Consider the following 24,220-nt stretch of genomic DNA (forward strand, 5'->3'; position numbering starts at 1 on the left):
GAAGGGGGGTCACCCCTTCTCGACGGCCGTCCGGATCCGGTCGAGCGTGGCGCGCATCCCCTTGCGGTTCACCTCGGCGCGCCCTTCGGCGGGGACGCCGGTGAAGAGCTTGCCGAGCAGCGACACGAACCCCGCGCCCCGGTGGTCGCGGCGCTGGTCCTCCCAGTACTCGGTGAGCCGGGTGCGGGGCGCGGACGGGTCCTGCGCGACGTCCTCGAAGCGGTATCCCCACAGCGCCACGGGCACCCCGAAGCTCGACACCCGGAAGGCGAACACCTCACCGGGCACCGCCGTGCTCACCTGGCACGTGGTGAACCACACGCGCCAGCCGATGCGGTTGAAGCCGACGAACCTCGTCCCCGGCCCGACGGCGCGCCCGCGCACCCACGTGGCGAACACCTCGGGGCTCCACTCGCCCATCCGCCGCAGATCCGCGACGGCCGCGTAGACGTCACGCGCCGGCGCGGCGACGACCACGCTCTCCTCGACGACCCACTCGCGCTCCATGGCTCCGCATCCTCCCACTTCATGACCGGCGGGTCACTGGAGGTGGGCGAAATGCCGCCGCCAGTCCGCGAACCAGGCCCTGAACCACGGCTCGGGCTCGGCGAGCGGGGCGATGTAGGTGAGGGTCTCGGCGTAGTAGCGGCGCTGGAAGTCCGGCGCCATCCGGTCGAGGGTCTGCACGTTGCTGGCGCGGTCGGCGAGCTTGACCAGGACCGCCTCGCGCGGGGCCTCGCCCAGACGCCGCAGGTAGGCGGCCCTGGCGGCGCGCTTGGCCTGGCGCCCGGCGCCGGCGGCCGGCGGCTTGGTGACCCAGTCGACCAGCTCGGTCACCTCCGGGCCGAACTCGGCCTCCACGTCGGCGAGGGAGGCGGGCGTGTCCTCGACGACGTCGTGCAGGACCGCGGCGGACAGGACGGCGGGCGCCGTCACCCCCGCCCCCCGCACCAGCACTTCGAGGGCTTCCAGCAGGTGCTCGACGTAGGGGGCGCCGGTCGGCCGCCGCTGGTCGCCGTGCCAGCGCAGGGCGGCGGCGACGGCCCGCTCCAGGCCGTCCAGCCCGACGGGCGCGCCGGACGCGGTGATGTCCGCGCGGGCCGTCTCCCAGGAGTGCCAGCGGGTGAAGACCTCCACGGGTTCGCTCCGTTCTTCCCGGCCGTGTCGCGCGGGAGCCCCGCACAGGGCATGGTGGGTGTCGTCCTTGTGGTTCACCGTACGTGGGGGGAGGCGGCGCGGTCGTGGTCGGGAGCCGGCAGCGGCCTGACGGCCGACCGGAGTCCGTGGGCAGGGTCCGCGTCACGCTCGGTCTGCTGTCCGGGGCGGTCGCCGTCGCGCTCTGCGTCGTCCTCGTCGACACCTATGTGCTGCGCGCCGAGTGGTGGCAGGTCCGCCACACCGTGACCGGGGAGCCCGTGGCGCCGCAGAGCGAGGTGGGCCCGCCGCCGGGCCCGCTCGCGGTGAGCTGGGAGCACGCGACGCGGACGCACCGCGGCTCGGTCGCCGGCTACGACGGCGTCGCCTACCAGGTCGCGCGGGGGCAGGTCGTGACGGCGTCCGGGCACGGGATCGAGGCGCGGGACGCGCGCACCGGCCGGGCCCGCTGGAGCTACCGCCGCGCCGGGTGGTCCCTGCTCGGCTGGACGTCCACGGGGTCGCGCGTCGTCGCCTACTTCGAGCGGGACGGCGACCGCGGCGCCCGGATGCTCGTCGCGTTCGACGCGCTGTCGGGCGGGCTGCTGTGGCGGCGCGAGGACGAGCGCCCCGCCGCGGTCTCCCGGACCACGCTGCGCTGGCCCGCCGGGTCCGACGTGCTGCTCACCGCCGACGAGGGGCGCCGGACCCTGTTCGGGGTGTCGGCCGTGACGGGGAACCGGGTGTGGCGGCTGGCGCTGCCGCGCGGCTGCCGCCTGTTCGAGGGCGGGGCGCACCCGTCCGACGGCCGGGAGGACCTCGCGGCGCTGGGCCTGCGCTGCGCGGGCCCCGGCAGCGACAGGGGACGACGAAGCCGGCTGCTGGCCGTCGACCCGGCGAAGGGCATCGTGCGCTGGGAGCGGTGGCTCGGCTCCCGGGAGTCGCCCGAGGTGTCGATGCTGGACGGGGTGGCGCTCGTCTCGGACGGGACGGCCCTGCGCGCGTTCGACGACGGCGGCCGCCAGTTCGGCGTCTGGAAGGGCGACGACGTCTGCGGCGACCTGATGTGCCCGGGCGTGCTGGCGCCGGGCCGGCTCGTGGTCGTCTACCACCCGGACGGGGCGGGCACCGACGGGGCGGGAACCGGGGGAACGGGCACCGAGGGCACGGGCACCGACGGGCCGGGCGAGGCCCGCATGGAGGCGGTGGACGTTCCGTCCGGGCGGGTCGGGTGGAGCCGCGACGTGCCCGCCTACACCGCGCTCGCGCAGGCCGGCGGGCAGGTGTTCGCGCTGCGCCCCCGGCTGTCGGAGGGGCTGCTGCCCGCGGGGCTCGACATCGTCGAGCCCGGCGACGGCAGCGCCACGACCGCGCCCGCGCCGTTCTCGATGGACCCGGACCTGCCGGGCGTCCGGCCCTGGCTGGCGGCCGCCGGAGGGCTGCTGTACGCGGCGCTGCCGCAGGCGGCGCCGCGCCCGGACGGCGGGGCGCGGCTGGTCGCCCTGCGCGGCGGGCTCGCCGGCGCCGGGCCGCCGGAGCTCGGCGGCGTGCCGGAGAAGGACTGGCCCGACGCGTGCTCCCTGCTCAGGAAGCCCGATCTGGCCGCGGCGCGCATGACCGGCTACGCCACCGAGCCGCGCCGCGCGTCCGCCGGGACGGTGCGCCTTCCGCAGCCGGTGTCCTGCACGTACATGCCGCGCGGCGGCAGGCGCGACCCGGCCGGGTCCGGCGCCCGGAGACCGCCCTCGCCCGAGCCGGGCGCGGCGGGTTCGGCCACGCCCGATCCCTCGGCGGGGCCGCGGGAGGGCGGCCCGGAGCAGGACGACGGGCCGGAGGCCGCCGTCACCGGCCTCACGGTGAGCGTCCGCTGGGTGGCCGACACCGACGCGGCGGCGTCGCGGATGCTGGAGACGCTGCAGGCCGCGCAGGCGCAGGCCCGGCGGCGGCGCGACATCGGGGGCGACGAGGCCTACGAGATCGGCCCGACCGCCGGGATGATCGCACTGCGGGTCGGCCGGTGCGTGGTGATGGTCGAGGCGAACCGGCCGCCGGGAGCCGCCGCCCGCCTCGCGCGCTCCATCGCCTACCGCCTGCGCCACCTGTCCCAGGCCCGCTCCTGACCGGGCCCGCCCCCGGTCCCGGCCGGCTCAGAACTCGGAGACCGGTTCGGCCTCCGGTTCGGGGACGGCGATGGGGGTTCGGCCCGCCCATGCCTCCAGCTGGGCGACGAAGCGTTCGGCGTGGACGGGCCAGTGGAAACGCTCTCGGGCGGCCTCGTGGCCGCGCCTGCCGAACGCGGTGCGCAGGACGGGGTCGTCCCGCAGCCGCAGGACCGCCTTGGCCGCGGCCTCCGGGGCGCGGAACGGGACGATCAGGCCGCACTCGGCGGGCTCCACGATGTCGACGGCCGGCGGGTTCGGCGTGCTGATCACCGGGATGCCGCGGGCCATGTACTCGACGATCTTCGTCGGCATCGAGTGCCGGTAGTTCGGCTCGTCGTGCAGCAGCGCGAGCCCGGCCATCGCGCCCTCGGCGATGCGCAGCGCACGGTCGTTCGGGACGAACCCGTACCAGCGCACGATCCCCTCGCGCTGCGCCGCGCGCAGGGCGTCCCGGACGTCGGGGTCGGCCGCGCCGATCAGCTCCACCAGCACGCCCGCGGCGGCCAGCGTCCGGGCCATCTCGATCATGTCGAGGGCGCCGCGGGCCCGCGAGAGCTGCCCGACATAGACGGCGCGGCGGTTGTCCGGCGGTCCGGGCGGCAGGTCGGACACGTAGGTGGTGTTGGGCACGACCGGGTGGTCCTCGCGGAACCGGGACCGGTAGCCCTCCTCGGCGAGCAGCAGCCGGTGCCGCCGCTCGCTGCGGCGCTCCAGGCGGCGCACGGCCGGGCGCAGGAGGGGGCGGGCCGGCCCGGGGACCCAGCCCTTGGCGGAGAGGGCGGCGGCGGTGTCCTCGTGGACGTCCCAGACGACCGTCCGCCCCAGCAGCTCGCGCGGGAGCGACACCAGCAGTTCGGGATCGTGCAGGAGGACCACGTCGGCGTACGCGGCGTGCTCGGCGAGCGCGCGGTGGGCGGCGCGCAGGGCCCGGACCCGGTGCCGTCCCGTGGCGCGCGGGACGTCCACCGGGCTGATCTGGCGCCACGGGGTCGCGTTACACGCCCGGAAAGGGGCGATGTAGGTGACCTCGTGACCGGCGTCGAGCAGGGCGCGTATCTGCCGGTGCAGAATGCGCGCGTCCTCGGGGTGGTGCACCACCGTGCAAACGCAGACCCGCATCACACTCACTCCGCAACGTCCGATTCGTTCATCACCGGCGAGTCTCGGGTGCCGATGGAAATTGCCGATGAATTCCCGTTGTCCGGGGCGTGGACGCTGCCGGGCGACTCTTCCCTGACTGAAAGGGAAGGCCGTCGGTCAGGCAAGCCCCACCGGATGGAGAAGTTTCGTCAAAGAAGCCCGCCACGGAAAGGAGCCCGCCGTCAGAGGAGCTCGACGGTGTCCTGCTGGACGTTGCGCGTCCGGCCGCGGGTGTCGAACAGCAGCCGGGCGTGCCGCGCCAGCGTCGCCGCGTCGTAGGCGGCGTGGTCGGCCAGCACGATCGCCAGGTCGGCCGCCTCCAGGGCCGCGGTCAGGTCGTCCCCGGCGGAGGCCACCGGCTCGCCGTCCACGTCCCACGCGGCGACGAACGGGTCGTGGAACGACAGGTCGGCGCCGAGGCGGGCCAGCCGCCGCGCCACCGGGCGGGCCGGCGACTCGCGCTGGTCGGCGATGTCGGCCTTGTAGGTGACGCCGAGCAGCAGGACCCGCGCGTCCTTGAGCGCGCGGCCCTCCCGGTTGAGCAGCTGCTGGGCGCGTTCCGCCACGTACCGGGGCATCCGGTCGTTGATCTCCTGGGCCAGCTCCACGAACCGGAACGGGTATCCCAGCGAGCGGACCTTGTAGGACAGGTAGTTCGGGTCGATCGGGATGCAGTGCCCGCCGACGCCCGGCCCCGGCCGGAACGCCTGGAACCCGAACGGCTTGGTGGCCGCGCAGTCGATGGCGTCCCACAGGTCGATGCCGAGCTCGTTGCAGAACACCGCCATCTCGTTGACCAGCGCGATGTTGACGTGCCGGTAGGTGTTCTCCAGCAGCTTGGCCATCTCGGCCTCGCGCGTCCCCTTGGCCTCCACGACCCGGTCGACGAACTTGCCGTAGAACGCCGAGGCCGCCGACGCGCAGGCCGGGGTCAGCCCGCCGACGATCTTCGGGGTGTTGCGGACGCCGTAGACCGGGTTGCCGGGGTCGATCCGCTCCGGCGAGAACGCCAGGTGGAACTCCTCCCCTGCGACCAGGCCGGACGTCTCCAGGATCGGCCGCACGACCTCCTCGGTCGTGCCCGGGTAGGTGGTGGACTCCAGCACCACCAGCGTCCCGGGCTCCAGGTGGCGGGCGACCGTCTCGGCGGCGCCGCGCACCGCGGTCAGGTCCGGTCCGCCCTCCGGCGAGAGCGGCGTCGGGACGCAGATGACCACGGTGCGGGCGCCGTCCAGGACGTCCTCGTGCAGGCTCGGGGCGAACCCCGCCTGCAGCATGTGCTCGACCTCCGCCGGCGCCACGTCGTCGACGTGCGACATCCCGGCCTTGAGGCCGGCGACCACGCGGGCGTCCCGGTCGAGCCCGCCGGCCCGCAGGCCGGCCCGGCAGGCCTCCCGCGCGAGCGGCAGCCCCACGTAGCCGAGTCCGATGACCACGAGATCCACGCGGCAGGCTCCCTTCGATCTATGTGCTCTGGCGTGTCGGGAAGCGATAGGCGGCCCGGTATCCGGTCGTCACGGCGCGCCAGGTCCGTTCCGCCGCGACCCATTCACGGGCCGACCGCCCGATTTTCTGTCTCCATTCGGGACTGTAAGCCAGATCTTCCAGACAATTCGCCCAGGCTTCCGGGTCTTCCGGAACTGTTAACGCCCCCGTCACGCCCGGTTCCACGATTTCGCGGAGAGCCTTGACATCACTGGCTATAACGGGGATTCCCCCCGCCATGGCCTCGATCGGTTTCAGAGGCGTCACCAACTGGCACACCCGGTCCGCCCGGCGCGGAACCGCGAAGACATCGAGGACGGCGTGGTACTGGCGAACGGACTCCATCGGCACCCGGCCGGTGAACACGGCGTGGACGCCGCGTTCGGCCGCGCGCCGTTCGAGCGCGCCCCGCTCGGGGCCGTCCCCGACCAGCAGCAGGGTGACCGGCGCGCCGCGGTCGCGCAGCAGGGCGGCCGCGTCGATGAGCGTGTCGATGCCCTCGTAGCCGTAGAACGAGGACGTGAGGCCGGCGACGGTGGCGCCGCGGTCGATCCCGAGCCGCTCGCGCAGCCCGGAGCCGTCCGGGAGCGGCGCGAGGAACGCCTCGTCCACCCCGTTCGGCACCGTGAAGATCTTCTCCTCGGGGACGCCGCGGGAGGCGATCTCCGCGCGCATCGCCTCGCCGAGCGTGACGACCGCGTCCGCCTCGGCCATCCGGCGGGTCTCCAGCTCGCGGGTCAGCCGGTAGAACTCGTCGTCCTCGCCGTGCGCGGGATCGCGGGAGAGCCAGGAGTCCTCCAGGAAGCCGCGCACCTCGTAGACGACCGGGACGCCGTGGCGGCGTCCGAGCTCCAGCGCGACGGCCGCGTTCAGGTGGTTGCTGACCGCGTGCAGGACGGACGGCCGCAGCTCCTCGACCAGCCGTCCGGCGAGGTCGGCGCTCTTCGCCACGGTGTCGCGCGGATCCGTCCGCGGGAACCAGGGCAGCAGCCGGTGGTAGGGGACGCCGTCCACGTCCACGCGCGCCCGCGCGTCGCCGATGCCCTGGCTGAGCGGGTATCCGAGCCGCGTCACGATGTGGGGGTCCAGCCCCATCCCGCGCTGGGCGAGGGCGATCCGGTGCGTCCGGACGGTGTAGCCCGCGTTGGTGCGCGGCAGAGCGTTGGTCACGAACTGCAGGACGGTCGTGCCCTGCCCGGCCCGGCGCGTGCGCGGCGGCGCGGGCTCGGCGAGCAGGAGCCGCAGGTCCCGCGTCTCGCGTCCCGCGTTCCGGGGCCTCGGCACGACGAGGCGGGAGCGCCGCAGCCGGGCGCCGAGCGGGGTCCGGGCGGCCAGCCGCACGGCGAGCCGCGACGCCCGTCCGGGGTCGTCGCGGAGCTGGCGCCAGGCGAGTCCGGCCAGGTAGACGGTTTTCTTCACGGGTTCGTCGGCCACAGGCCGGACGGTAGGCAACCCCGATGAACAGAAGGGAAATTGTGTTGGCACCCATCGTGCACGTCCTCGGGGCGAGGCCCAACTTCGTCAAGGCGGCGCCGGTGATATCGGCGCTCGCCGCGGCGGGCGCCGAGCAGGCGGTGATCCACACCGGCCAGCACTACGACGCGCGCATGTCGGAGATCTTCTTCGACCAGCTCGGGCTTCCCGAGCCCGACGTCAACCTCGGCGTCGGGTCGGGCGGACACGCCGAGCAGACCGCCGCGCTCATGATCGGGCTGGAGAAGGAGTTCACGGGTCGTTCACCCGCGCTCGTCATCGTGTACGGCGACGTGAACTCGACGATCGCCGCCGCCCTCGTCGCGGCCAAGCTGCACATCCCGGTCGCCCATGTGGAGGCCGGGCTGCGCAGCTTCGACATGACGATGCCGGAGGAGGTCAACCGCAGGATCACCGACCAGCTCTCCGCGCTGTGCCTGGTCACGAGCCCGGAGGGGATCGGCCACCTGGCCGCGGAGGGCGTCGCGGTGGAGCGGGCGCACCTGGTCGGCAACCCGATGATCGACACGCTGCTGGCCAACCTGGACCAGTTCGACACGGCCGCCGTGCGGGCGGCGCACGGGCTGCCGGAGCGCTACGTCCTCGCGACCGTGCACAGGCCCGCGAACGTCGACGCGCCGGAGACGGCCGCGGCCCTCGTCCGGCGCCTGCACGGCGTCGCCGACCTCGCCGACCTGGTCATCCCCGTCCACCCGCGCGGGCGGGCCAACCTGCTGGCCGCCGGGCTGGACGGGCACGACCGCGTGCACATCCTGGAGCCGCTCGGGTACATCGACTTCATCGCGGCCGTGCGGGGGGCGGCGGCGGTCGTCACGGACTCGGGGGGCCTGCAGGAGGAGACGACGATCCTCGGGGTGCCGTGCCTGACCGTCCGCCCCAACACCGAACGGCCGATCACGATCACCCACGGCACGAATCGGCTCGTCACGTTCGAGGAACTGGTGCCGGGGGTCCGCAAGTGCCTGGAAGGGGGATCGGCGCCCGGGGGCGGGCCGGGCGAGCGCAGGCCGCCGCTGTGGGACGGCCACGCCGGCCCCCGCATCGCCGAAGTGATCATGGAGTTCCTGGGTGAGTGACGAGGAGCGGAACGTCAAGGCCTACCAGCAGCTCGGGCGGCTGAAGTCCACGCTGCGCGAGCGCGAGGCGCGCCTCGACGAGATGGAGAGGCGGCTCGCGGCCCTGGAGGCATCGACGGCCGTCCAGTTCGGGCGGCTGGTCGCCGGCGCGGCGCGCAACCCCAAGCGCGGCAAGCGGCTGCCGAGGGAGCTGTACCGGCTCTGGCGCAAGCGCAGCGCCCCGGTCTCGGCGAGGGCGGCGCGCACCGGCGGCGGCGGCGTGCAGCCGGACCGCGTGAACCGGCCGGAGGACCGCCTGCTCGTCGCGGGCCCGTCCGACGTCCCGATCATCGCGGGCGTGCTCGCGCCCGGCACGGCCGCCGTCCTCGCCGAGCACGCCAAGGTCGTCGCCCTCTACCCGCACGACGCCGCGATCGCCCTCGAAGCCGCCGACGTGGACGCGCTCGTGGTGGACGCGGCGGCCGGCGAGCCCGGCGGGCCGTGGGCCTACCTGGGGGTCCCCGGCATGTACGACCGCGATCTGGCGCTGCACGAGATCCGCCGGATCGCCGCGGCCCGCTCGCTCCCGCTCGTCCTGTGGGGCGAGGCGCCGCCCGCCACCCTGGCGTCCCTGCACTGGGACGCGACCGCCACCGCGCCCGCCGGGCTCGCCCGGCTCCTCGACCCGGCGCCGCCGGACGGCCCGGGAGACCGCGCCGCCCCGAGCACAGCCGTGCCCAGGGGTCCGGCCCGTTGAAAGGAACCACAGTGCGACCACGTGCTCTCGTATACGGCGATGTCGACCTCAACATCATCGACGGCTCGGCCATCTGGGCCCAGGGCATGGTGCAGGCCCTGGTCCGGGCGGGTTGCGAGGTGACCCTGGTCCTCAAGGCCCCCGTCCGGACCGGCCGGCTCGTCGACCCGCTGCGCGCCCTGCCCGGCGTCACCGTCCGCAGCCCGCACGCCGAGGGCCTGTTCGAGGGCGCCGCCGGCATGGCCGCGCGGCAGGCCGCCGCGGTGCTCGCCCGCGTCGACGAGGAGGACCCGTACGACCTCGTCGTCGTGCGCGGCCGCCTCCTCGCGGGCAAGCTCGCCGCGGGCCCGATGGCCGGGCGGCTCTGGACGTACCTCACCGACGTCCCGCAGTCGGCCGCGGAGTTCACCGCCTCGGCCAAGGGCGACCTGCGCCGGATCGCGGACGCCTCCCGCATGCTGCTCTGCCAGACCGAGGAGCTGCGCGGGTTCCTGGAGGGCGCCGTCCCGGCCACGGCCGGCAAGAGCGTGCTGTTCCCGCCGGTGGTCGTGCTCCCGGACGGCCTGGAGACGCGCCGCCCCGGCCCCTCCGACGGCCCGCTCCGCCTCGTCTACACCGGCAAGTTCGCGCCGCGCTGGAACACCTACGAGATGACGTCCCTCCCGCGCCTGCTGGCCATGCGCGGCGTGCACGCCGAGCTGCACATGGTCGGGGACAAGATCCACGACGACCCGTCCGACCCCGGCTTCGCGTCCCGGATGAGGACCGCGCTGGAGACGGGCGAGGGCGTCGTCTGGCACGGCGGCCACCCGCGCGCCGAGGCGATGCGCCTGACCGCCGCCGGCGACGTGGGCCTGTCCTGGCGCGACGCCTCCATGGACGCCAGCCTCGAACTGTCCACGAAGGTGCTGGAGTGCGGGACGCTCGGCGTCCCGGTCGTCCTCAACCGCACCCCGATGCACGAACGGCTCCTCGGGACCGACTACCCGCTGTTCGCCGCCACCGAGGACGACGTGCTCGACGCCCTGACGCTCATCGGCAAGAACCCGGAGGTCTTCACGCTCGCCGCGGACCGCTGCCGCGCGGCCGCCGCCGGATTCACCCTCGACGCGGCCGCCGCCCGCCTCCGCGACCACCTGGCGCAGGCGTTCCCGGAGCCGTCCGAGAGGGTCCTCGCCGTGAAGGGGCGCCGCCTGCGCGTGGGGGTGGCGGGCCACGACCTGAAGTTCTTCTCCCGCCTGCTGGACTACCTGCGCTCCCGTCCCGACCTGGAGGTCCGGGTCGACCACTGGGCCGCGCTGAAGGCCCACGACGAGGAGCGCAGCCAGGCCCTGGTCGACTGGGCGGACGTCATCGTCTGCGAGTGGTGCGGCCCGAACGCCCTCTGGTTCGCCCAGCGCAAGCGCCCGGACCAGCGCCTCGTCGTGCGCCTGCACCGCTTCGAGCTGTACGCGGCCTGGCCGAAGCAGCTCGACATCGGCGCCGTCGACCAGGTCGTCTGCGTCAGCCCCCACTACAGCGCGCTGACCCGCGAGATCACCGGCTGGCCCGCCGAGAAGGTCGTCACGGTCCCGAACTGGGTGGACGACGCGCAGCTCGACCGCGCCAAGCTCCCCGGCGCCGAGCACCACCTCGGGATGATCGGCATCGCCCCGTCCCGCAAGCGCCTGGACCTGGCCCTGGACGTGGTCGAGGAGCTCCGCCGCGACGACCCCCGCTTCACCCTCTTCGTCAAGTCCAAGCTCCCCTGGGAGTACTGGTGGATCTGGCAGAAGGACGAGGAGCGGGCCCACTACGAGGAGGTCTTCCGCCGCATCCGCCGCTCCCGCCTACTTTCCGGCGGCGTCGTGTTCGACTCCTACGGCCGCGACGTGCCCTCCTGGCTGCGCCGCATCGGATGGGTCCTGTCCACCAGCGACGACGAGAGCTTCCACCTCGCCCCCGCCGAGGGCATGGCCTCGGGCGCCGTCCCGGCCCTGCTGCCCTGGCCCGGCGCCGACACCATCTACGAGCGCCGCTGGATCCACGACGACACCTCCGCCATGGCCGCGTCCATCGCCACCACGGTCTCCCTGAACCGCTGGCGGGACGATGCCGAGCAGGCCCGCGCCCAGGTGAAGGCCGCCTACGGCCTGGACGAGGTCTGCCGCCAGTGGACGGACCTCCTCACCGGCTAGACCGCTCCTCCCGTCCGGGCGGCACGGGGGACGGCGGCGAAGGGAGGGAGGGTGAACCACGTCGGGACGCCGCGGCGCAGGTGCTCCGGCCCGTGCAGCTCCACCGTCCCCGCCCGCAGGGCGTCGGACCAGGCCAGGTCGCCGCGCCAGATCTCGACCAGGGCGCGCAGGGGAGCGGCCACGGTGACGGAGACCTCGTGCCCGGGGTCCTCGTCGCAGAGGTCGGCCGTGCCGGAGTCCAGGACCAGCCACCAGTGGCGGGCGGCGGGCGGGACGTCCGGGAAGCCGAACAGGACCACGGTGCGGCCCTCGGGCGCCGCGCCGGCGTCCACGTGCCGGCACATGTCCCAGAGCAGGAGCTTGGGGTCCAGGTCGCGCTCGCCCAGCTCGCCGATCCAGCGCACGCCCCAGACGGCGAGGGCCTCCACCACCGGGCGCAGCTCCACGCCCGCCGGGGTCAGGACGTAGCGGTCGTCCCGCTTCTCGACGACCCCGGCGCGCACGAGCTGGTTCAGGCGCTTGGCCAGGAGGGTGGGCGACATGCGCGGCACGCCGCGCCGCACCTCGTTGAAGCGCTCGCTCCCCGACAGGAGCTCGCGGACGATCAGCAGCGTCCAGCGCTCGTCGAGCAGCTCCATCGCCTTGGCGACGGGACAGAACTGGTAGTACGAAGCCCCCATGACGGGCAGGCTAGGCGGCCGCGGCGCCGGCTGCCAGGGCCGGTACAGATCCTGTACTAGGAGCGCGCCCGGCCGATCCCTAGCGTGGACGTCCACGACACGAGGGGAGATGTCATGGGGGATGCGGTGAAGGCCGCGCATCGGGCGATGTGGGCGTCGGGCGACTACCCGGCGCTGGCGGACGAGGTGATCCCGGAGCTGGGGGCCGCGCTGGTGCGCGCCGCCGGGATCGGGCGCGGGCAGCGGGTCCTGGACGTCGCGGCGGGGACCGGGAACGCCGCCGTCGCGGCGGCGCTGGCGGGCGCGGACGTGGTCGCCGGCGACCTGACGCCGGAACTGCTCGACGCCGGGCGGGCCGCCGCGGCGCGGCGGGGCGCGGAGCTGGAGTGGCGGGTGGCCGACGCGGAGGCGCTGCCGTTCGAGGACGGGGAGTTCGACGCCGTGCTGTCCTGCGTGGGGGTCATGTTCGCCCCGCACCACGAGGCCGCGGCGGCCGAGCTGGTGCGCGTCTGCCGGCCGGGCGGCACGATCGGGCTGCTCAACTGGACGCCGGAGGGGTTCATCGGCCGGATGTTCGGCGTGATGAGGCCCTACGCGCCGCCGCCCCCGCCGGGGGCCCAGCCGCCCCCGCTGTGGGGGAGCCCCGAGCACGTCCGGGCGCTGCTCGGCGAGCGCGTCACCGACGTCGGCTTCCGGCGCGACGCGCTGCGGGTCGACCTGTTCGACAAGCCCGGCGACTTCCGCGACTACTTCAAGGGCCGCTACGGGCCCACGATCAGCGTCTACGACCGCATCGCCGGAGACCCGGGCAAGGTCGCGGCGCTGGACGAGGCCCTCGCCGGCCTGGCCCGCGAGCACGACCGGGGGGCGCCGACCCTGTCCATGGACTGGGAGTACCTCCTGGTGACGGCCCGCCGCGCCGGCTGAAGGGCGGCCCGGGAAGGCTCCGTCCATGAGAAAGGTCCCCGCGGCGCCGCCGCGGGGACCTTCCGGAGGTACGGGTCAGCCGGAGCTGCCGACGGCGGCGCCGGCCTGGACGGGCTCGGCGGGAAGCGCGGCGCGGTGGGTCTCGATCTTGGCGTTGAGCTTGGCGAGGCTGCGGCTGTAGTCGCGGCTGGAGAGCCAGAACTTGTAGATGATGATCAGCTCGAAGGCCAGCAGGCCGATGCCGCTGAGGATCACCACGGGGATGATGGCGCCCGGGACGATCGCGGCGGCGATCGGGGCGACGATGAAGACGCCCATCTGGAACTCGATGCCGCTGATCAGGTGGGGGCGGATACGGCCCGTCATGAGGACGTTGCGGATGCGGGCGTACCAGGGGAAGCGCTGGTTGAAGCCCGCCTGGAGGACCGCCGCGTTGGGGTCGTCGCCGACGACGCGGTTCTCCGCGTCGGCCTCGGGGTCCTCGGTGAGCGCTTCGGCGGAGCGCAGGTCCTCGTCGGCGTCCGCCAGGTCGCCGTTGGCGCGGCGGGCGGCGAGCTCCAGCGTCCGGGCCTCCTCGCGGGCCGCGGTGAGGGTCGTCCGCATCTGCGAGCGGACCTTGTATATCTCCAGCGCGTCCATGTAGCGCAGCATGTCGAGGAAGACGACGCCGAGCGCCGTCCAGACGTAGGCGACGTTGCCGGTGGCGGCGTACTGGCCGGCCATCAGGGCGATCGCGCAGGCCAGGACGCGGACGCGGTCGAAGATGTAGTCGAGCCAGGCGCCGAACACCGAGCCGGTGCCCTTCAACCGGGCGATCTTGCCGTCCATGCAGTCGAGCGTGAACGACAGGTGGTACAGCAGCGCGCCGGCGAGCAGCCACGGCCAGGACGCGACGGCGAAGCAGGCGCCGGCGGCGAGGCCGAGGACGAGCGCGCCGACGGTGAGCTGGTTCGGCGTCACGCGCGTCCGGTTGGCCGTGAACTTGACCAGCCTTGCGGCGAGGGGGTCGACCAGCAGCACGGTCCACCAGGCGTCACGCGCCTTGTACGTCCGTTGCCGAACGTCGTCGAGCGTGAAGTTCGCCATGGGGTTCCTTTCGTTCGCGGAGCGGTCTGATCGTATCGGCTGTCCGGTTCCGGTCACTGGCGATCTCCCGGATCGTGATCGTCCGGTCACTTGACGATCACCGCCGTGGGTGCAGGGGGCGGGGCGCGCGTACGTTCCGTCCTGCCCCACGTCCGGGCCGTCACCGTCCTCGGCCATCCGGCGCCGCAGTGGTTCGGCGATTCGCCCGGGTACTGGAGGCCGCGATCGGGTTCCGGACGACACGCGTCCCAGTGGATATCCGATCATGCTGTGGCCGCTCAACCCGTTCCACGGTTTCAGCCTGATCGTCCCGTTCGCGTGCGCCGCGCTCGGCCTGGCGTGCCGGCGGTCACCGGCCTCCGCCGTCCGCGCCGAAGACGCGGTCGACGGCGCGGGAGGCGGCGTGCCCGTCGTCGAGAGGGCAGAAGCGCGCGACGAAGTCCTTGTAGCGGTCCCGGTAGCCGTCCATGGCGGACTCCGCGTCGCGGACCGCCTCGATGAGGTCGTCGGAGGTCTCCACGAGCGGCCCGGGGGCCTCGGTCTCGAAGTCGAAGTAGAAGCCGCGCAACCGGTCCCGGTAGTCGGCCAGGTCGTAGGTGAAGAACAGCATCGGCCGGCCGGTGTTGGCGTAGTCGAACATCACCGACGAGTAGTCGCTGACAAGCACGTCGGAGATCAGGTACAGCTCGGTGATGTCGGGATAGGCCGACACGTCGCGGACGAAGCCGTGCCCGTCCTCGCGGACGCCGTCCACGACATTGGTGTGCAGCCGGACCAGCAGGACGTGGTCGTCGCCGAGCGCCGCGCGGGCCCGCTCCAGGTCGATCCGCATGTCGAACCTGTAGCGGCCCCGGCTGTAGTACTGGTCGTCGCGCCACGTCGGCGCGTACAGCACGACCCGCTTGCCCTCGGGGATGCCGAGCCGGGCCCGCACCCGCGCGGCGACCGCGCCGGCCTCCGGGCTGTACAGCAGGTCGTTGCGGGGGTAGCCGACCTCCAGCATCTCGCCCCTGAACGCGAACGCGCGACGGAAGATCTCCGTGCTGAACGGGTTGGGGGACAGCAGGTGGCTCCACTCGGGCAGGGCGGGCCCGGGGTCCATCGAGCGCGACTGGAGCGCCTTCTTCATGCCGGGCGCGTAGGCGAAGTGCACCTCCCTGATGTCACCGCCGATCTTCTTCAGCGGCGTGCCGTGCCAGGTCTGCAGGACGATCTGGTCCGGGTGCCGCCGGAACGCGTCGCCCAGCCGGTGGTTCGTCACGATGTAGCGGGACGTGGCGAGCGCCTCGTGCCACTCCCTGCCGTGCAGCCGGACGGGCCGCAGCGTGCCCGGCAGCTCCACCTGCGCGTCGTTGACGACCCAGAGCTGGTCGAGGTCCGAACCGCGGCGCATCAGCTCCTCGTGGACGGCCTTCGGGCTGTCGGAGTACTGCCGCCCGCCGAAGCAGGAGAACAGGACCGCGTCGCGCAGCCCGTCGCGGTCGACGCGGCGGCGCGCCTCCTCCCGGTACCTGGTGCCGGCGCTCTTCTCCTCCGGCGGCACGTCGCCCGTCACCGCCACGGCGAGCCGCCCGTCGCGCGCCTCCAGGGCGTAGCCGCGCCGCGCCGCCTCCAGCGGTCCGGGCAGGTCACGCTGCGCCTCCGGCGACAGCCGGACGGTCAGCGCCCGCCCGCCCGGGGGCCGGAACAGCACGTCCCAGCGGCCGGGACGCAGCGGCAGGACGCCCGCGACGCCCGGCACGGCCGCGACCGGGACCCGCCCGTGCAGGACGCCCGACGCCGGGTCGGCGACGAGGTCGAACGCGTACTCCTTGCGGTGCCACCGGCCGCGCAGCACGATCTGGCCGCCGCCGTGCGCGGGGTGCGCCGCGGTCAGCACGAGGGTCCCGTCCGGCCGCCAGGCGCAGGCGTCGACGGAGAGCCGCGCCGTGGTGCGCCGGACGCGCAGATAGCCGCCGGGCCCGCGCCCCGCGGCGACCTCCAGCGGGCCGAACGCCCGCCGGACGTCCTCGACCCCTTCGGCGAGCACCAGGGGGCGGCCCGCGACGCGGACCGTCCAGTCGCGGGTGTCGTCGATCTCCTCCGGCGGCGGCGGGGACCCTTCGAGGGCCTCCGGGGCGACGCGGGCGACGTACCGGCCGCCGGACGCCGTGACCGGGACGTCGACGCGGTCGTCGCCCAGCGTCAGCGACAGCCCGTCCGGCGCCTCGTCCGCCCGCACCTCGACGACCAGCGTGTCGCCGTCCCAGGACAGCGCGACGGCCGCCGCCCCGACCCGCTCGACCTCGATGACGAGGCGGCCGTCGTCGATGCGCGGGACGACGCGCACGCCGTCGGCGACGTAGCGGTAGGGCGGGTGGGCGCCGCTGCCGGAACTGCCGCCGCGCAGCGGCCCCCGCCGGAACACGCCCGCGTTCAGCACCGACGCCTCGACCGTCCAGACGCCCTCGACCCACCTCCCGTGGTCGCGGAGGCGGCTCACGTCGAAGGCGAACTCGAAGCCGGACCAGCCCGACCGCTTGCCCGGCGCCGGCACCTGCCGCGCCCGCGCGACGATCTTCCGTCCGGCGGATCGCAGCGTCATCGCCTTCACCGACGTCCAGCGGCGCCGCATGCTGACGGAGTTGATGTAGGCCTCGCCGGTGACGGTGAGCCGGTCGCCGTCCCAGCCGACCGCGTGGACCCGGCCCCGCATCCGCAGCTCGCCGCGGGCCCGGTAGACCTCGCGCGGGACGGCGACCTTGGCGTCCTTCCAGTACGGGTAGACGACGTACCGGCGCAGCGGGTCGCGGACGATCGACGGCGAGGCCTTCCCGCGCTCGTACCGGACGACCTTCACCAGCTCCGTCGTGTGCCCGGCGGACGCCAGATGCCACTTCAGCCGGGTCAGCGCCGGGACGTCGGCGAGCAGCCTGGCGGGCAGCCCGGACGCGTACGCGGCGGCCTGCGCGACGACCTGCTCGCGCTCGCCGGCGGGCAGGTCGGGCAGCGCGTCCAGGAACACCCGCAGCTCCTCGGCGGCCGCGAGGGACTGGAGCCGCCGCCGGGACCGGGCGTGGCCGTGCTCGCCGAGCCAGGCGACGGCGAGGGCGACGGCGCCGAACCCGTCCGCGATCTCCTGTGCCTCCGTCGTGGCGGGGAACCGCTCGCCCCGCCGGTGCAGGACGACGCCGGGCAGCACGTCGACGCCCTTCGCCAGGTGCAGCGCCCGCATCGCCGGCAGCAGTTCGTCGTAGCGGCCGAGATCGGGGAACGCCAGCCCGTGCGACGTCCAGAACGACCGCCGGAACAGCTTCCCGCGGACCCCGCGCTCGCGGACGAGACCGGGGGTGCGGCGCACGTCCGTGCCGGTGGCCGGGGCCGGGGACGGCTCGACGGGCCGCCACGCCGGCGCCCGGTCCGGCCCGCGGCGGACGGCCTCGCGGCCGAGCGCGATGTCGGACCCGGACGACTCCAGCGCCGCGACCAGCGACGCGGCGGCCTCCGCCGGCAGTTCGTCGCCGCCGTCCACGAACAGCAGGAAGTCGCCGTCGCTCTCCGCGGCGCCGAGGTCGCGGGCCGCGCCCCGGCTGGGCGCGCCCCGCCGCACGACGCGGAACCGGTCGTCGGGCAGGACGGCCCCGGCGGCGGCGCCCGCGCCGTCGTCCATCACCAGGACCCGCAGGTCCGCGTGCGTCTGGCCCGCGATCGACGCGAGGGTGCCCCCGAGCGACTCTCCGGCTCCGTGCGCGAGCACGACGACGCTGATCCTGCTGGAGGGCAAGCGACCCACTCCTTCGGGCGTGACGGGGTGTGCGCCGGACGGCGCGGCGGCGGCTCCGGCGCCGCGGCCTACTGCGGCGGGTTCGGGATCTTCTCCCCGAGGAACATGCGGCGGACGGCGCGCTCGGCCGCGTGCCCGTCGTCCCACGGGCAGAACCGCGCCCGGAAGTTCGCGAGGTCCTTCGCGGCGGCGTCGCTCCACGCGGCCCGCGACGTGAACGCCTCGACCAGCTCGGCCTCGGTCGCGGCGACGACGCCGGGAGGCGTCTCCAGCAGGTCGAAGTTGACCCCGCGGGTGAGCCGGTAGGTCTCCCAGTCGTTGGCGTAGACCACGATCGGCCGGTCGAGGTTGGCGTAGTCGAACATCACCGAGGAGTAGTCGGTGAGCAGCGCGTCCGAGGCGATCATGAGGTCCTCGACCGACGGGTGCCTGGACACGTCGATGACCCGGCCCTCCGGCCAGCCCAGGTCCGCCGCCATGTTCTTGATCTTGTAGTAGTAGTGCGCCCGAAGCAGCAGCACGTGCCCCTCGCCGAGCGCGGCCGCGACCCGCCCGATGTCGAACATGGGGGTGTAGCGGCGCTGGTAGTCGCGGTGCGTCGGCGCGTAGAGGATCGCGGTCGCGTCGTTCGGGACGCCGAGCTCGGCGCGCAGCCGGGCGCGCTCGTCCCCGTCCGCCGAGACGAGCCGGTCGTTGCGCGGGTAGCCGATCTCCAGCATCTCGTAGTCGCAGGGGAACCCGCGCTCCCACGCCTCCGTCGACAGCGGGTTGGACGAGACGAGGTAGTCCCAGCGGTCCGACCGGGCGATGAGGGCCTTGAAGTCCATGTCGTTGGCGCCGACCGGGTACTCCATCTGGTCGAGGCCCATCTTCTTCAGCGGCGTCCCGTGCTGCGTCATCATGTGCACCTGCCCCGGCCGCTTCACGTAGCCGTCGGGGAAGTTGACGTTGTTGACGAAGTACTTCGCGCGGGCCAGCGTCCGGTAGTAGTCGGCGGAGCCGGCGACCACGTAGTCGACGCCCTCCGGCATCGTCTTGCGCGCCCCGGGCTTGACGATCCAGACCGGGCGGACGTCCGGGGCCAGCTCCCGGACCTTCTCGTAGATCGCCGCCGGGTTGCAGGCGTACCCGCGGTACCAGTACGCGCCGAAGACGGCGAGGTCCTCCTCGATCGGGAGGCGCCGCTGCATCTGGTAGTAGCGCTCCTTGGCGAGCTCCTTGCCCAGCAGCACGCCGCGCCTGCGGATCTTGGCGGCCCTGCCGCCCCGGTTCCGCGCCCTGTCCTTGGCCTCGGCGGCGCGGACCCGCTCGAAGCCCCGGTGGTCGCCCGCCTTGATCATCCGGTGCTTGTCGGCGAGGAACGGCTTGTCGTCCGGCGGGACGTGCCCCGCCGGCTCGTACCTGCCGTACGTCTTCGACATCTCCGCGAAGAACCGCGCCTTCTCCGACTCGTGGACGCGGTCGGGCCGCTCGATGATGACGAGCAGGTGCCAGATCGTCCGGTCGAACATCAGCGGGCGGAACGGGTCGGCCTTCGCCCCCATCCCGTCCATGAACGCGAAGATGCGGTCGTACTGCGCGAACGCGTCGAAGTGCTTGGCGCTCGCGGTCTTGGTGATCGCTCCGCGGCGGCGCTGCCGGTAGACGTAGCAGACCCGGTCCAGCAGGCTCAGCCGCTCGGCGGCCATCAGGATCGGGTAGGTGACGTTGACGTCCTCGTAGTATCCGCCGCTGAAACGCAGCCCGAGGTCGAGCAGGAACTCGCGGCGGATGGCCTTGTTCCACGCCGTCATCATCATCTCGAGGACGCTCGGCCGCTCGGCGAGGGTGAACACCTCCGGCGCGGGCGGCTCGCGGAACAGGTGGTTGATGATGCTGCGCTTGACCTTGCCGTTCCAGTAGGACCGGGCGTAGTCGAAGACCAGCACGTCGGGGCGGGTCTCGGCGAGCCGGTCGCAGATCGCGCGGACGGCCCCGTCGGTCGCGTGGTCGTCGCTGTCGAAGAACCAGACGTAGTCGCCGGTCGCCATGTCGAGCCCGATGTTGCGCGCGCGGCCGAGCCCCACGTTCTCGGCGAGGTGCCGGACCTTGACGCGCGGATCGCGCTCGGCGAACTCGTCGAGGATCTCGCCGCACCCGTCCGGCGAGTGGTCGTCGACGGCGATGACCTCGAGATTGGGAAGATCTGGATCGAGGATGGAGTCGAGGCATTGCCGGATGTACCCCTGCACTTTGTGCACGGGCACGATGATGCTCAAAGAGATGTCGTGATCAGAGCTCACGCGAAGGCCAATCAACTACTCGGTGATTCTGGACTATACCCGCAGGTCGGGGCTGAACCTCAGGTCCTGCCGGGCGCGGATCGAAGGAGCCACCGCGCGTCGGGCTCGACCGCCCAGCGGGTGAGCCGCCGCACGGGTGCGGTGGCGAGGACGACGCCGAGCGCGGCGGCGGCCACGGTGACCGAGACGATCCCGAACGGGTGGTGCAGGACTGGCTTGTCCAGCACGCCGGTGTAATCGAGCGTCTTCATGACGAGCCCGTGCAGCAGGTACACGTACATCGTCCGCGTCCCCATCTCGGTGTACCGGGACCGTCCGCGCGGGATGCATGCGAGGAAGGCGGCGCCGAGGAGAACGGCGAAGACGAGGGCTGCGAGCCGCCACATCATGCCTTCGGCGGTGCCGAAGCCCATGGCATCGTAACCCTGGTTCCAGTAGAGGAGGCCGCTGTCGATCTTCGGGACGACCGTGCCGAGCTCCCAGACGTAGGCCGCGGGGAGGGCGGCGGCCAGCACGGCGAGCCCGGCCCACCGCGCCCGGCGGGCGCGCAGCCGCCGCACGTGCTCCGGGTCGACGGTCAGTCCGAGGACGAAGAGCGGCAGCAGCCCGGCGGTCCGGCTGAGCGTGGAGTCGGCGGTGAACGCCCAGCTTCCGCCGACGAGGCTGAACGCCACCGAGACGGCCACCGGATGGCGCAGGTGGCCCCACAGCGGCGCGCTCAGCCGCCAGAACACGAGCGCCACCAGGAACCACATCAGGAAATGCGGCCGGAGGAGTTCGCCCAACCGGAACTGCACCCCGTTGATGAGGATCAATTGCGCCCGGTACAGCAGGATGAAGATCACATAGGGGACGACGAGCGTGGGGAGAACGCTGCGGAACTTGTCCGTCGAGCGCATGAATCCGCGCGAGAAATAGCCGGAGATGAACACGAAAACCGGCATATGAAAGGCGTAGAGGACGACATATGCGGCGTGTGCCGCACGACTGTCCCCGAACTGGGACCAGAAGTGCCCGACCACGACCAGCACGGCCGTGAAGAACTTGGCGTTGTCGAAGAACGCGTCCCGGGGGCGCGCCGGCTTCGGCTGCGCCGCCGGGCCGGGCGCGGGACGCGGTGCGGGGGTGGACGGCGCTCCGGGCGTGGCGAGCGCACTGTCCGTGGCGAGCGCACTGTCCGTGGCGGGGGGCGCACTGCCCGTGGCGGGTGGCGGGGTGGCGAGGACGTCGGTCATATCTCCGGGGGGTCGGGTCTCTCAGCGGGAGCGCGAGCGGGAGCGGGCGTCAGCGGGAGCAGGAGCAGAAGCAGAAGCGGGAGCGGGAGCGGGAGCGGGAGCGGGAGCGGGAGCGGGAGCGGGAGCGGGAGCGGGAGCGGGAGGTCAGCGGGAGCGGGCGGGTCTTCTCAGCGGCGTGAAGACCCTTGTCATCTTCGGTTCCAGTGCCCAGCTCATCGTCCTGACGACGGGCTTGGAGCAGAGGAACGTTCCGACCACCAGAGCGCCGCCGACCACGATGACCACCCCGGCCGGGGTGTGCATCCAGTCGGCGCCCCACCAGCCGGTGAAGTTGAGCAGCCGGGTCACGAACCCGTGCAGCAGGTAGGCGTACAGCGTGTAGGAGCCGAGGGCGGTGAACCAGTACCGCCCGCGCGGGATGAGGCTGAGGAACGCGGCGACGAACACGACCGCGCAGGCGAACATCGCGATCCGCATCACGGTGCCGGTGAGGTTGCCCACGCCGAGCTCAAAGTTCGGGTGCTTCCAGTAGATCCAGCCCCGCGACATGTGGTTCATGACGAGAAAGGTGCCGGCGAGGCCGGCGGCGAGGACCGCCGCGCCGATCGGCCGTGCGACCGGTTTCTTCAGCAGCTCGAAGTGCTGCGGCTTCAGGGTGAGGCCGAGGACGTAGAAGGGCAGCAGCCCGATCACCCGGTGGATGTCGAACGTCCCGCCGAGGTCGCTCATGTACGACAGCAGCGCGAACACCGTCGCCACGGCGAGCGGCCAGCGGATCTGCTGCCAGACCGGGGTGGACAGCCGCCACATGAACAGCGCGCACAGGAACCACGTCAGGTAGTACGGGTTCAGCAGGCTGATCTCGAGGTGGTTGCGGCCCGCGAGCCAGTCGTAGAGCGAGTAGGCGAACTCGAACACCACGTACGGCACCCCGACGTTGGTGATCAGTTTGCGGGCCTTGCCGCCGGAGAACGTCCAGTTCCGGGAGAAGTAGCCGGTGATCACGATGAACAGCGGCATGTGGAACATGTAGATGAACAGGTAGAGGCCCTTGGCCAGCGGGACGTTCAGCAGGTTGGCCAGGGAGTGTCCCGCCACCACCAGCAGGATCGCGAAGTACTTGGCGTTGTCGAAGAACGGGTCGCGCACCTTGCGCGCGGCGCCTTGCGGGGCCGGGCTCCCAGAGGCGGCGGTGCCCGCGGCCTCCGGCGCCCCCGCCTCGGGGGGCGCCGCCGGGTCCGTGGACGACGGCCGTTCGGTCCGCTGTGCCGCGTCGGCCTCTGAGGGCCTGGTGGTGTAGGTCATACGGCTGCCCGGTCAGCTCTCCTTGCAGATGTCGTCGCTGGCGCGGATCTCACCCTGCTGCTTGGGGATGCCGCCGCCGGCGCTCTTGAGGTTCGTCCAGTTCTGGCCGACGATCAGGTCGACGACGCCCGGCGTGCCACCGGTGGTGCGCGCCGCGGCCTGCGGCTTGCTCGGGATCATCGCGGTCAGGGTCTGCGCCTGCTGGTCGGCACCGGCACCGTACAGCACCTTCGTGGCGGTCGTGGGCGCGGGGGCGTTCCCGCCGACGGTGACCTGGAAGCCCTGCGACTCCAGGTCGTCGGCGACGCGCCCGGCCTGGCCGTCGATGCCGCTGCCGTTGTAGACCCGCACGCGCACCTGGCTCGGCGGGATCTTCGTGGCGCCCGGCGTGGGCTCCTTCGGCACGGTCTTGTCGTTGCGGACGGCGGAGAAGAACGGCTGGGCGCCGGGGGAGAGCGCCACCCGGTTCGTGTCCAGCGGGTCGGGCCCGGACGGGACGGTCACGAACCGCAGCTTGCCGGTGGTCATGCCCTGCATCTCCTTGCCGATGTCCATCATGACCTGCGGCGTCAGCTCCTTGTCGGTGGTGAGCGACTTGGTCACGGCGTTCATCAGCTGGAGCATGCGCCGGGGGTTGCTGAGCACCCCCGCGCTCATCGCCTGGCCGGCGAGGGCGCCCATGAACTTCTGCTGGCGCTTGATGCGGTCGGTGTCGGAGCCGTCGCCGAGGCCGTGCCGCACGCGCACGTACGCCAGCGCCGTCTCGCCCTTGATCTTGTGCTTGCCCCTGCTCAGCTTGAGCTTGGACTTGGGGTCGTCGACGTCCTTCGGCAGGCACACCGGGACGCCCCCGACGGCGCTGGTAATGGACTTGAAGCCGTTGAAGTCGACCTGCATGAAGTGGTCGATGCGGATGTTGGAGATGCTCTCGATCGTCTTGATGACGCAGGCCGCGCCGCCGTTGGTGAACGCCGAGTTGATCTGCGCGCGGGTCTGCGCCGGGATCGTCCCGCCCTTGCGGTTCTTGCAGGACGGCATCCGGACCATCAGGTCGCGGGGGAAGCTGATGCCCATCGCCTGGCCGCCGCCCGGGGACAGGTGCAGCAGGATCATCGTGTCCGAGCGGGGCGGCTCGTTCTTCATCGAGCGGCCGTACTTGGCGTTCGAGCCCTCACGGGTGTCGGACCCGAGCATCAGGATGTTCATCGCGCTGTTCAGCTTCTTCGGCCGGTTGGGGCCGAGCTGGGCGTTGACGTCCTCGTGCGAGATGTTCCCGAACGCCCGGCGGTACAGGCCGTAGGCGGTGAGAGAACCGACCACCATGACCGCCGACAGTCCGATGCACACCCAGCCGAGGATGCGCCAGCCGCGTCGCGGCGCCGGCTGCGGGTCGGCGTCGTCGACGTACTCCATGTACATCGGGTTGCTGTTCATCGGCTCCGAGGTCCGGGGAGATAAGCGGTTCCGGGGGTCCGGGGGTCGTCCCCGCGAGGAGGGCGGCCCGTGGCTCATGGTCGAACGGACGGGACGAGGGCAAG

Annotated in this window: 17 protein-coding genes; 5 read left to right on the forward strand and 12 right to left on the reverse strand. The window is 73.1% G+C overall.

Features of this window, described 5'->3' with window-relative positions; all coding sequences use genetic code 11:
• Positions 1–9: 9 nt before the first annotated feature.
• Entirely contained in the window at positions 10–507 is a 498-nt protein-coding gene (locus tag CHC11_RS33440; RefSeq protein ID WP_089315880.1) for an SRPBCC family protein, read from the reverse strand.
• 33 nt (positions 508–540) lie between these two features.
• The gene (locus CHC11_RS33445; RefSeq protein ID WP_089315881.1) at positions 541–1,137 is read right to left on the reverse strand and encodes an HD domain-containing protein; all 597 of its coding nucleotides are present in this window, start codon (positions 1,135–1,137) and stop codon (positions 541–543) included.
• Between the two features lie 146 nt (positions 1,138–1,283).
• Here CHC11_RS33445 and CHC11_RS33450 point away from each other — a divergent pair, with 146 nt between their 5' ends.
• Entirely contained in the window at positions 1,284–3,254 is a 1,971-nt protein-coding gene (locus CHC11_RS33450; RefSeq protein ID WP_143227416.1) for an outer membrane protein assembly factor BamB family protein, read from the forward strand.
• Between the two features lie 27 nt (positions 3,255–3,281).
• Here the strand turns inward: CHC11_RS33450 and CHC11_RS33455 are convergent, their stop codons facing one another.
• The 3 genes from CHC11_RS33455 to CHC11_RS33465 form a co-directional block, all read right to left on the reverse strand.
• Positions 3,282–4,415, reverse strand: a complete 1,134-nt coding sequence (locus CHC11_RS33455; protein WP_089315883.1) for a glycosyltransferase family 4 protein — start codon at positions 4,413–4,415, stop codon at positions 3,282–3,284.
• 203 nt (positions 4,416–4,618) lie between these two features.
• A complete protein-coding gene (locus CHC11_RS33460; protein ID WP_089315884.1) occupies positions 4,619–5,881 on the reverse strand; it encodes a nucleotide sugar dehydrogenase in 1,263 nt (420 codons plus the stop codon).
• Positions 5,882–5,900: 19 nt separating this feature from the next.
• Complete coding sequence (locus CHC11_RS33465) at positions 5,901–7,355, reverse strand: glycosyltransferase family 4 protein (RefSeq protein ID WP_245920102.1); 1,455 nt, start codon at positions 7,353–7,355, stop codon at positions 5,901–5,903.
• A gap of 23 nt (positions 7,356–7,378) precedes the next feature.
• Here CHC11_RS33465 and wecB point away from each other — a divergent pair, with 23 nt between their 5' ends.
• The 3 genes from wecB to CHC11_RS33480 all read left to right on the forward strand — a co-directional run bounded on the left by wecB (position 7,379) and on the right by CHC11_RS33480 (position 11,404).
• Positions 7,379–8,491, forward strand: a complete 1,113-nt coding sequence (gene wecB / locus CHC11_RS33470) for a non-hydrolyzing UDP-N-acetylglucosamine 2-epimerase (protein ID WP_089315886.1) — start codon at positions 7,379–7,381, stop codon at positions 8,489–8,491.
• Positions 8,484–9,227 (forward strand): hypothetical protein, encoded by a 744-nt coding sequence (locus tag CHC11_RS33475; protein WP_089315887.1) that lies wholly within the window; start codon positions 8,484–8,486, stop codon positions 9,225–9,227. Before wecB ends, CHC11_RS33475 begins: the two co-directional genes overlap by 8 nt.
• A gap of 86 nt (positions 9,228–9,313) precedes the next feature.
• The gene (locus CHC11_RS33480; protein WP_245920130.1) at positions 9,314–11,404 is read left to right on the forward strand and encodes a glycosyltransferase family protein; all 2,091 of its coding nucleotides are present in this window, start codon (positions 9,314–9,316) and stop codon (positions 11,402–11,404) included.
• Here the strand turns inward: CHC11_RS33480 and CHC11_RS33485 are convergent.
• On the reverse strand, positions 11,401–12,084 hold the full coding sequence (locus CHC11_RS33485; protein ID WP_089315889.1) for a winged helix-turn-helix transcriptional regulator: 684 nt from the start codon (positions 12,082–12,084) through the stop codon (positions 11,401–11,403). The two genes, CHC11_RS33480 and CHC11_RS33485, sit on opposite strands and share 4 nt — an antisense overlap.
• Positions 12,085–12,198: 114 nt before the next feature.
• Between CHC11_RS33485 and CHC11_RS33490 the strand changes: the two genes are divergently transcribed.
• Positions 12,199–13,011, forward strand: a complete 813-nt coding sequence (locus CHC11_RS33490; protein ID WP_179279133.1) for a class I SAM-dependent methyltransferase — start codon at positions 12,199–12,201, stop codon at positions 13,009–13,011.
• Positions 13,012–13,086: 75 nt separating this feature from the next.
• Here the strand turns inward: CHC11_RS33490 and CHC11_RS33495 are convergent, their stop codons facing one another.
• The 6 genes from CHC11_RS33495 to CHC11_RS33525 form a co-directional block, all read right to left on the reverse strand.
• Complete coding sequence (locus tag CHC11_RS33495) at positions 13,087–14,097, reverse strand: CDP-alcohol phosphatidyltransferase family protein (protein WP_089315890.1); 1,011 nt, start codon at positions 14,095–14,097, stop codon at positions 13,087–13,089.
• Positions 14,098–14,446: 349 nt separating this feature from the next.
• On the reverse strand, positions 14,447–17,860 hold the full coding sequence (locus CHC11_RS33500) for a bifunctional glycosyltransferase/CDP-glycerol:glycerophosphate glycerophosphotransferase (RefSeq protein ID WP_179279134.1): 3,414 nt from the start codon (positions 17,858–17,860) through the stop codon (positions 14,447–14,449).
• A gap of 68 nt (positions 17,861–17,928) precedes the next feature.
• A complete protein-coding gene (locus CHC11_RS33505; RefSeq protein ID WP_342750025.1) occupies positions 17,929–20,142 on the reverse strand; it encodes a bifunctional glycosyltransferase/CDP-glycerol:glycerophosphate glycerophosphotransferase in 2,214 nt (737 codons plus the stop codon).
• Between the two features lie 59 nt (positions 20,143–20,201).
• Positions 20,202–21,377: an acyltransferase family protein gene (locus CHC11_RS33510; RefSeq protein WP_089315892.1), complete on the reverse strand. Its 1,176-nt coding sequence runs from the start codon at positions 21,375–21,377 to the stop codon at positions 20,202–20,204.
• Positions 21,378–21,521: 144 nt separating this feature from the next.
• Positions 21,522–22,682, reverse strand: coding sequence for an acyltransferase family protein (locus tag CHC11_RS33520; RefSeq protein WP_089315894.1), 1,161 nt, complete (start codon positions 22,680–22,682; stop codon positions 21,522–21,524).
• A 12-nt stretch (positions 22,683–22,694) separates the two neighbouring features.
• A complete protein-coding gene (locus CHC11_RS33525; protein WP_089315895.1) occupies positions 22,695–24,116 on the reverse strand; it encodes an LCP family protein in 1,422 nt (473 codons plus the stop codon).
• Positions 24,117–24,220: the final 104 nt, after the last annotated feature.

The sequence above is a fragment of the Actinomadura mexicana genome (assembly GCF_900188105.1).
Taxonomy (GTDB): domain Bacteria; phylum Actinomycetota; class Actinomycetes; order Streptosporangiales; family Streptosporangiaceae; genus Spirillospora; species Spirillospora mexicana.

Excerpts from the sequence above, each read along its gene's own strand:
- CHC11_RS33440 (WP_089315880.1), bottom strand. The coding sequence starts at position 507 with ATGGAGCGCGAGTGGGTCGTCGAGGAGAGCGTGGTCGTCGCCGCGCCG.
- CHC11_RS33455 (WP_089315883.1), bottom strand. The coding sequence starts at position 4,415 with ATGCGGGTCTGCGTTTGCACGGTGGTGCACCACCCCGAGGACGCGCGC.
- wecB (WP_089315886.1), top strand. The coding sequence starts at position 7,379 with ATGAACAGAAGGGAAATTGTGTTGGCACCCATCGTGCACGTCCTCGGG.
- CHC11_RS33480 (WP_245920130.1), top strand. The coding sequence starts at position 9,314 with ATGGTGCAGGCCCTGGTCCGGGCGGGTTGCGAGGTGACCCTGGTCCTC.
- CHC11_RS33485 (WP_089315889.1), bottom strand. The coding sequence starts at position 12,084 with ATGGGGGCTTCGTACTACCAGTTCTGTCCCGTCGCCAAGGCGATGGAG.
- CHC11_RS33490 (WP_179279133.1), top strand. The coding sequence starts at position 12,199 with ATGGGGGATGCGGTGAAGGCCGCGCATCGGGCGATGTGGGCGTCGGGC.
- CHC11_RS33495 (WP_089315890.1), bottom strand. The coding sequence starts at position 14,097 with ATGGCGAACTTCACGCTCGACGACGTTCGGCAACGGACGTACAAGGCG.
- CHC11_RS33510 (WP_089315892.1), bottom strand. The coding sequence starts at position 21,377 with ATGACCGACGTCCTCGCCACCCCGCCACCCGCCACGGGCAGTGCGCCC.
- CHC11_RS33520 (WP_089315894.1), bottom strand. The coding sequence starts at position 22,682 with ATGACCTACACCACCAGGCCCTCAGAGGCCGACGCGGCACAGCGGACC.
- CHC11_RS33525 (WP_089315895.1), bottom strand. The coding sequence starts at position 24,116 with ATGAACAGCAACCCGATGTACATGGAGTACGTCGACGACGCCGACCCG.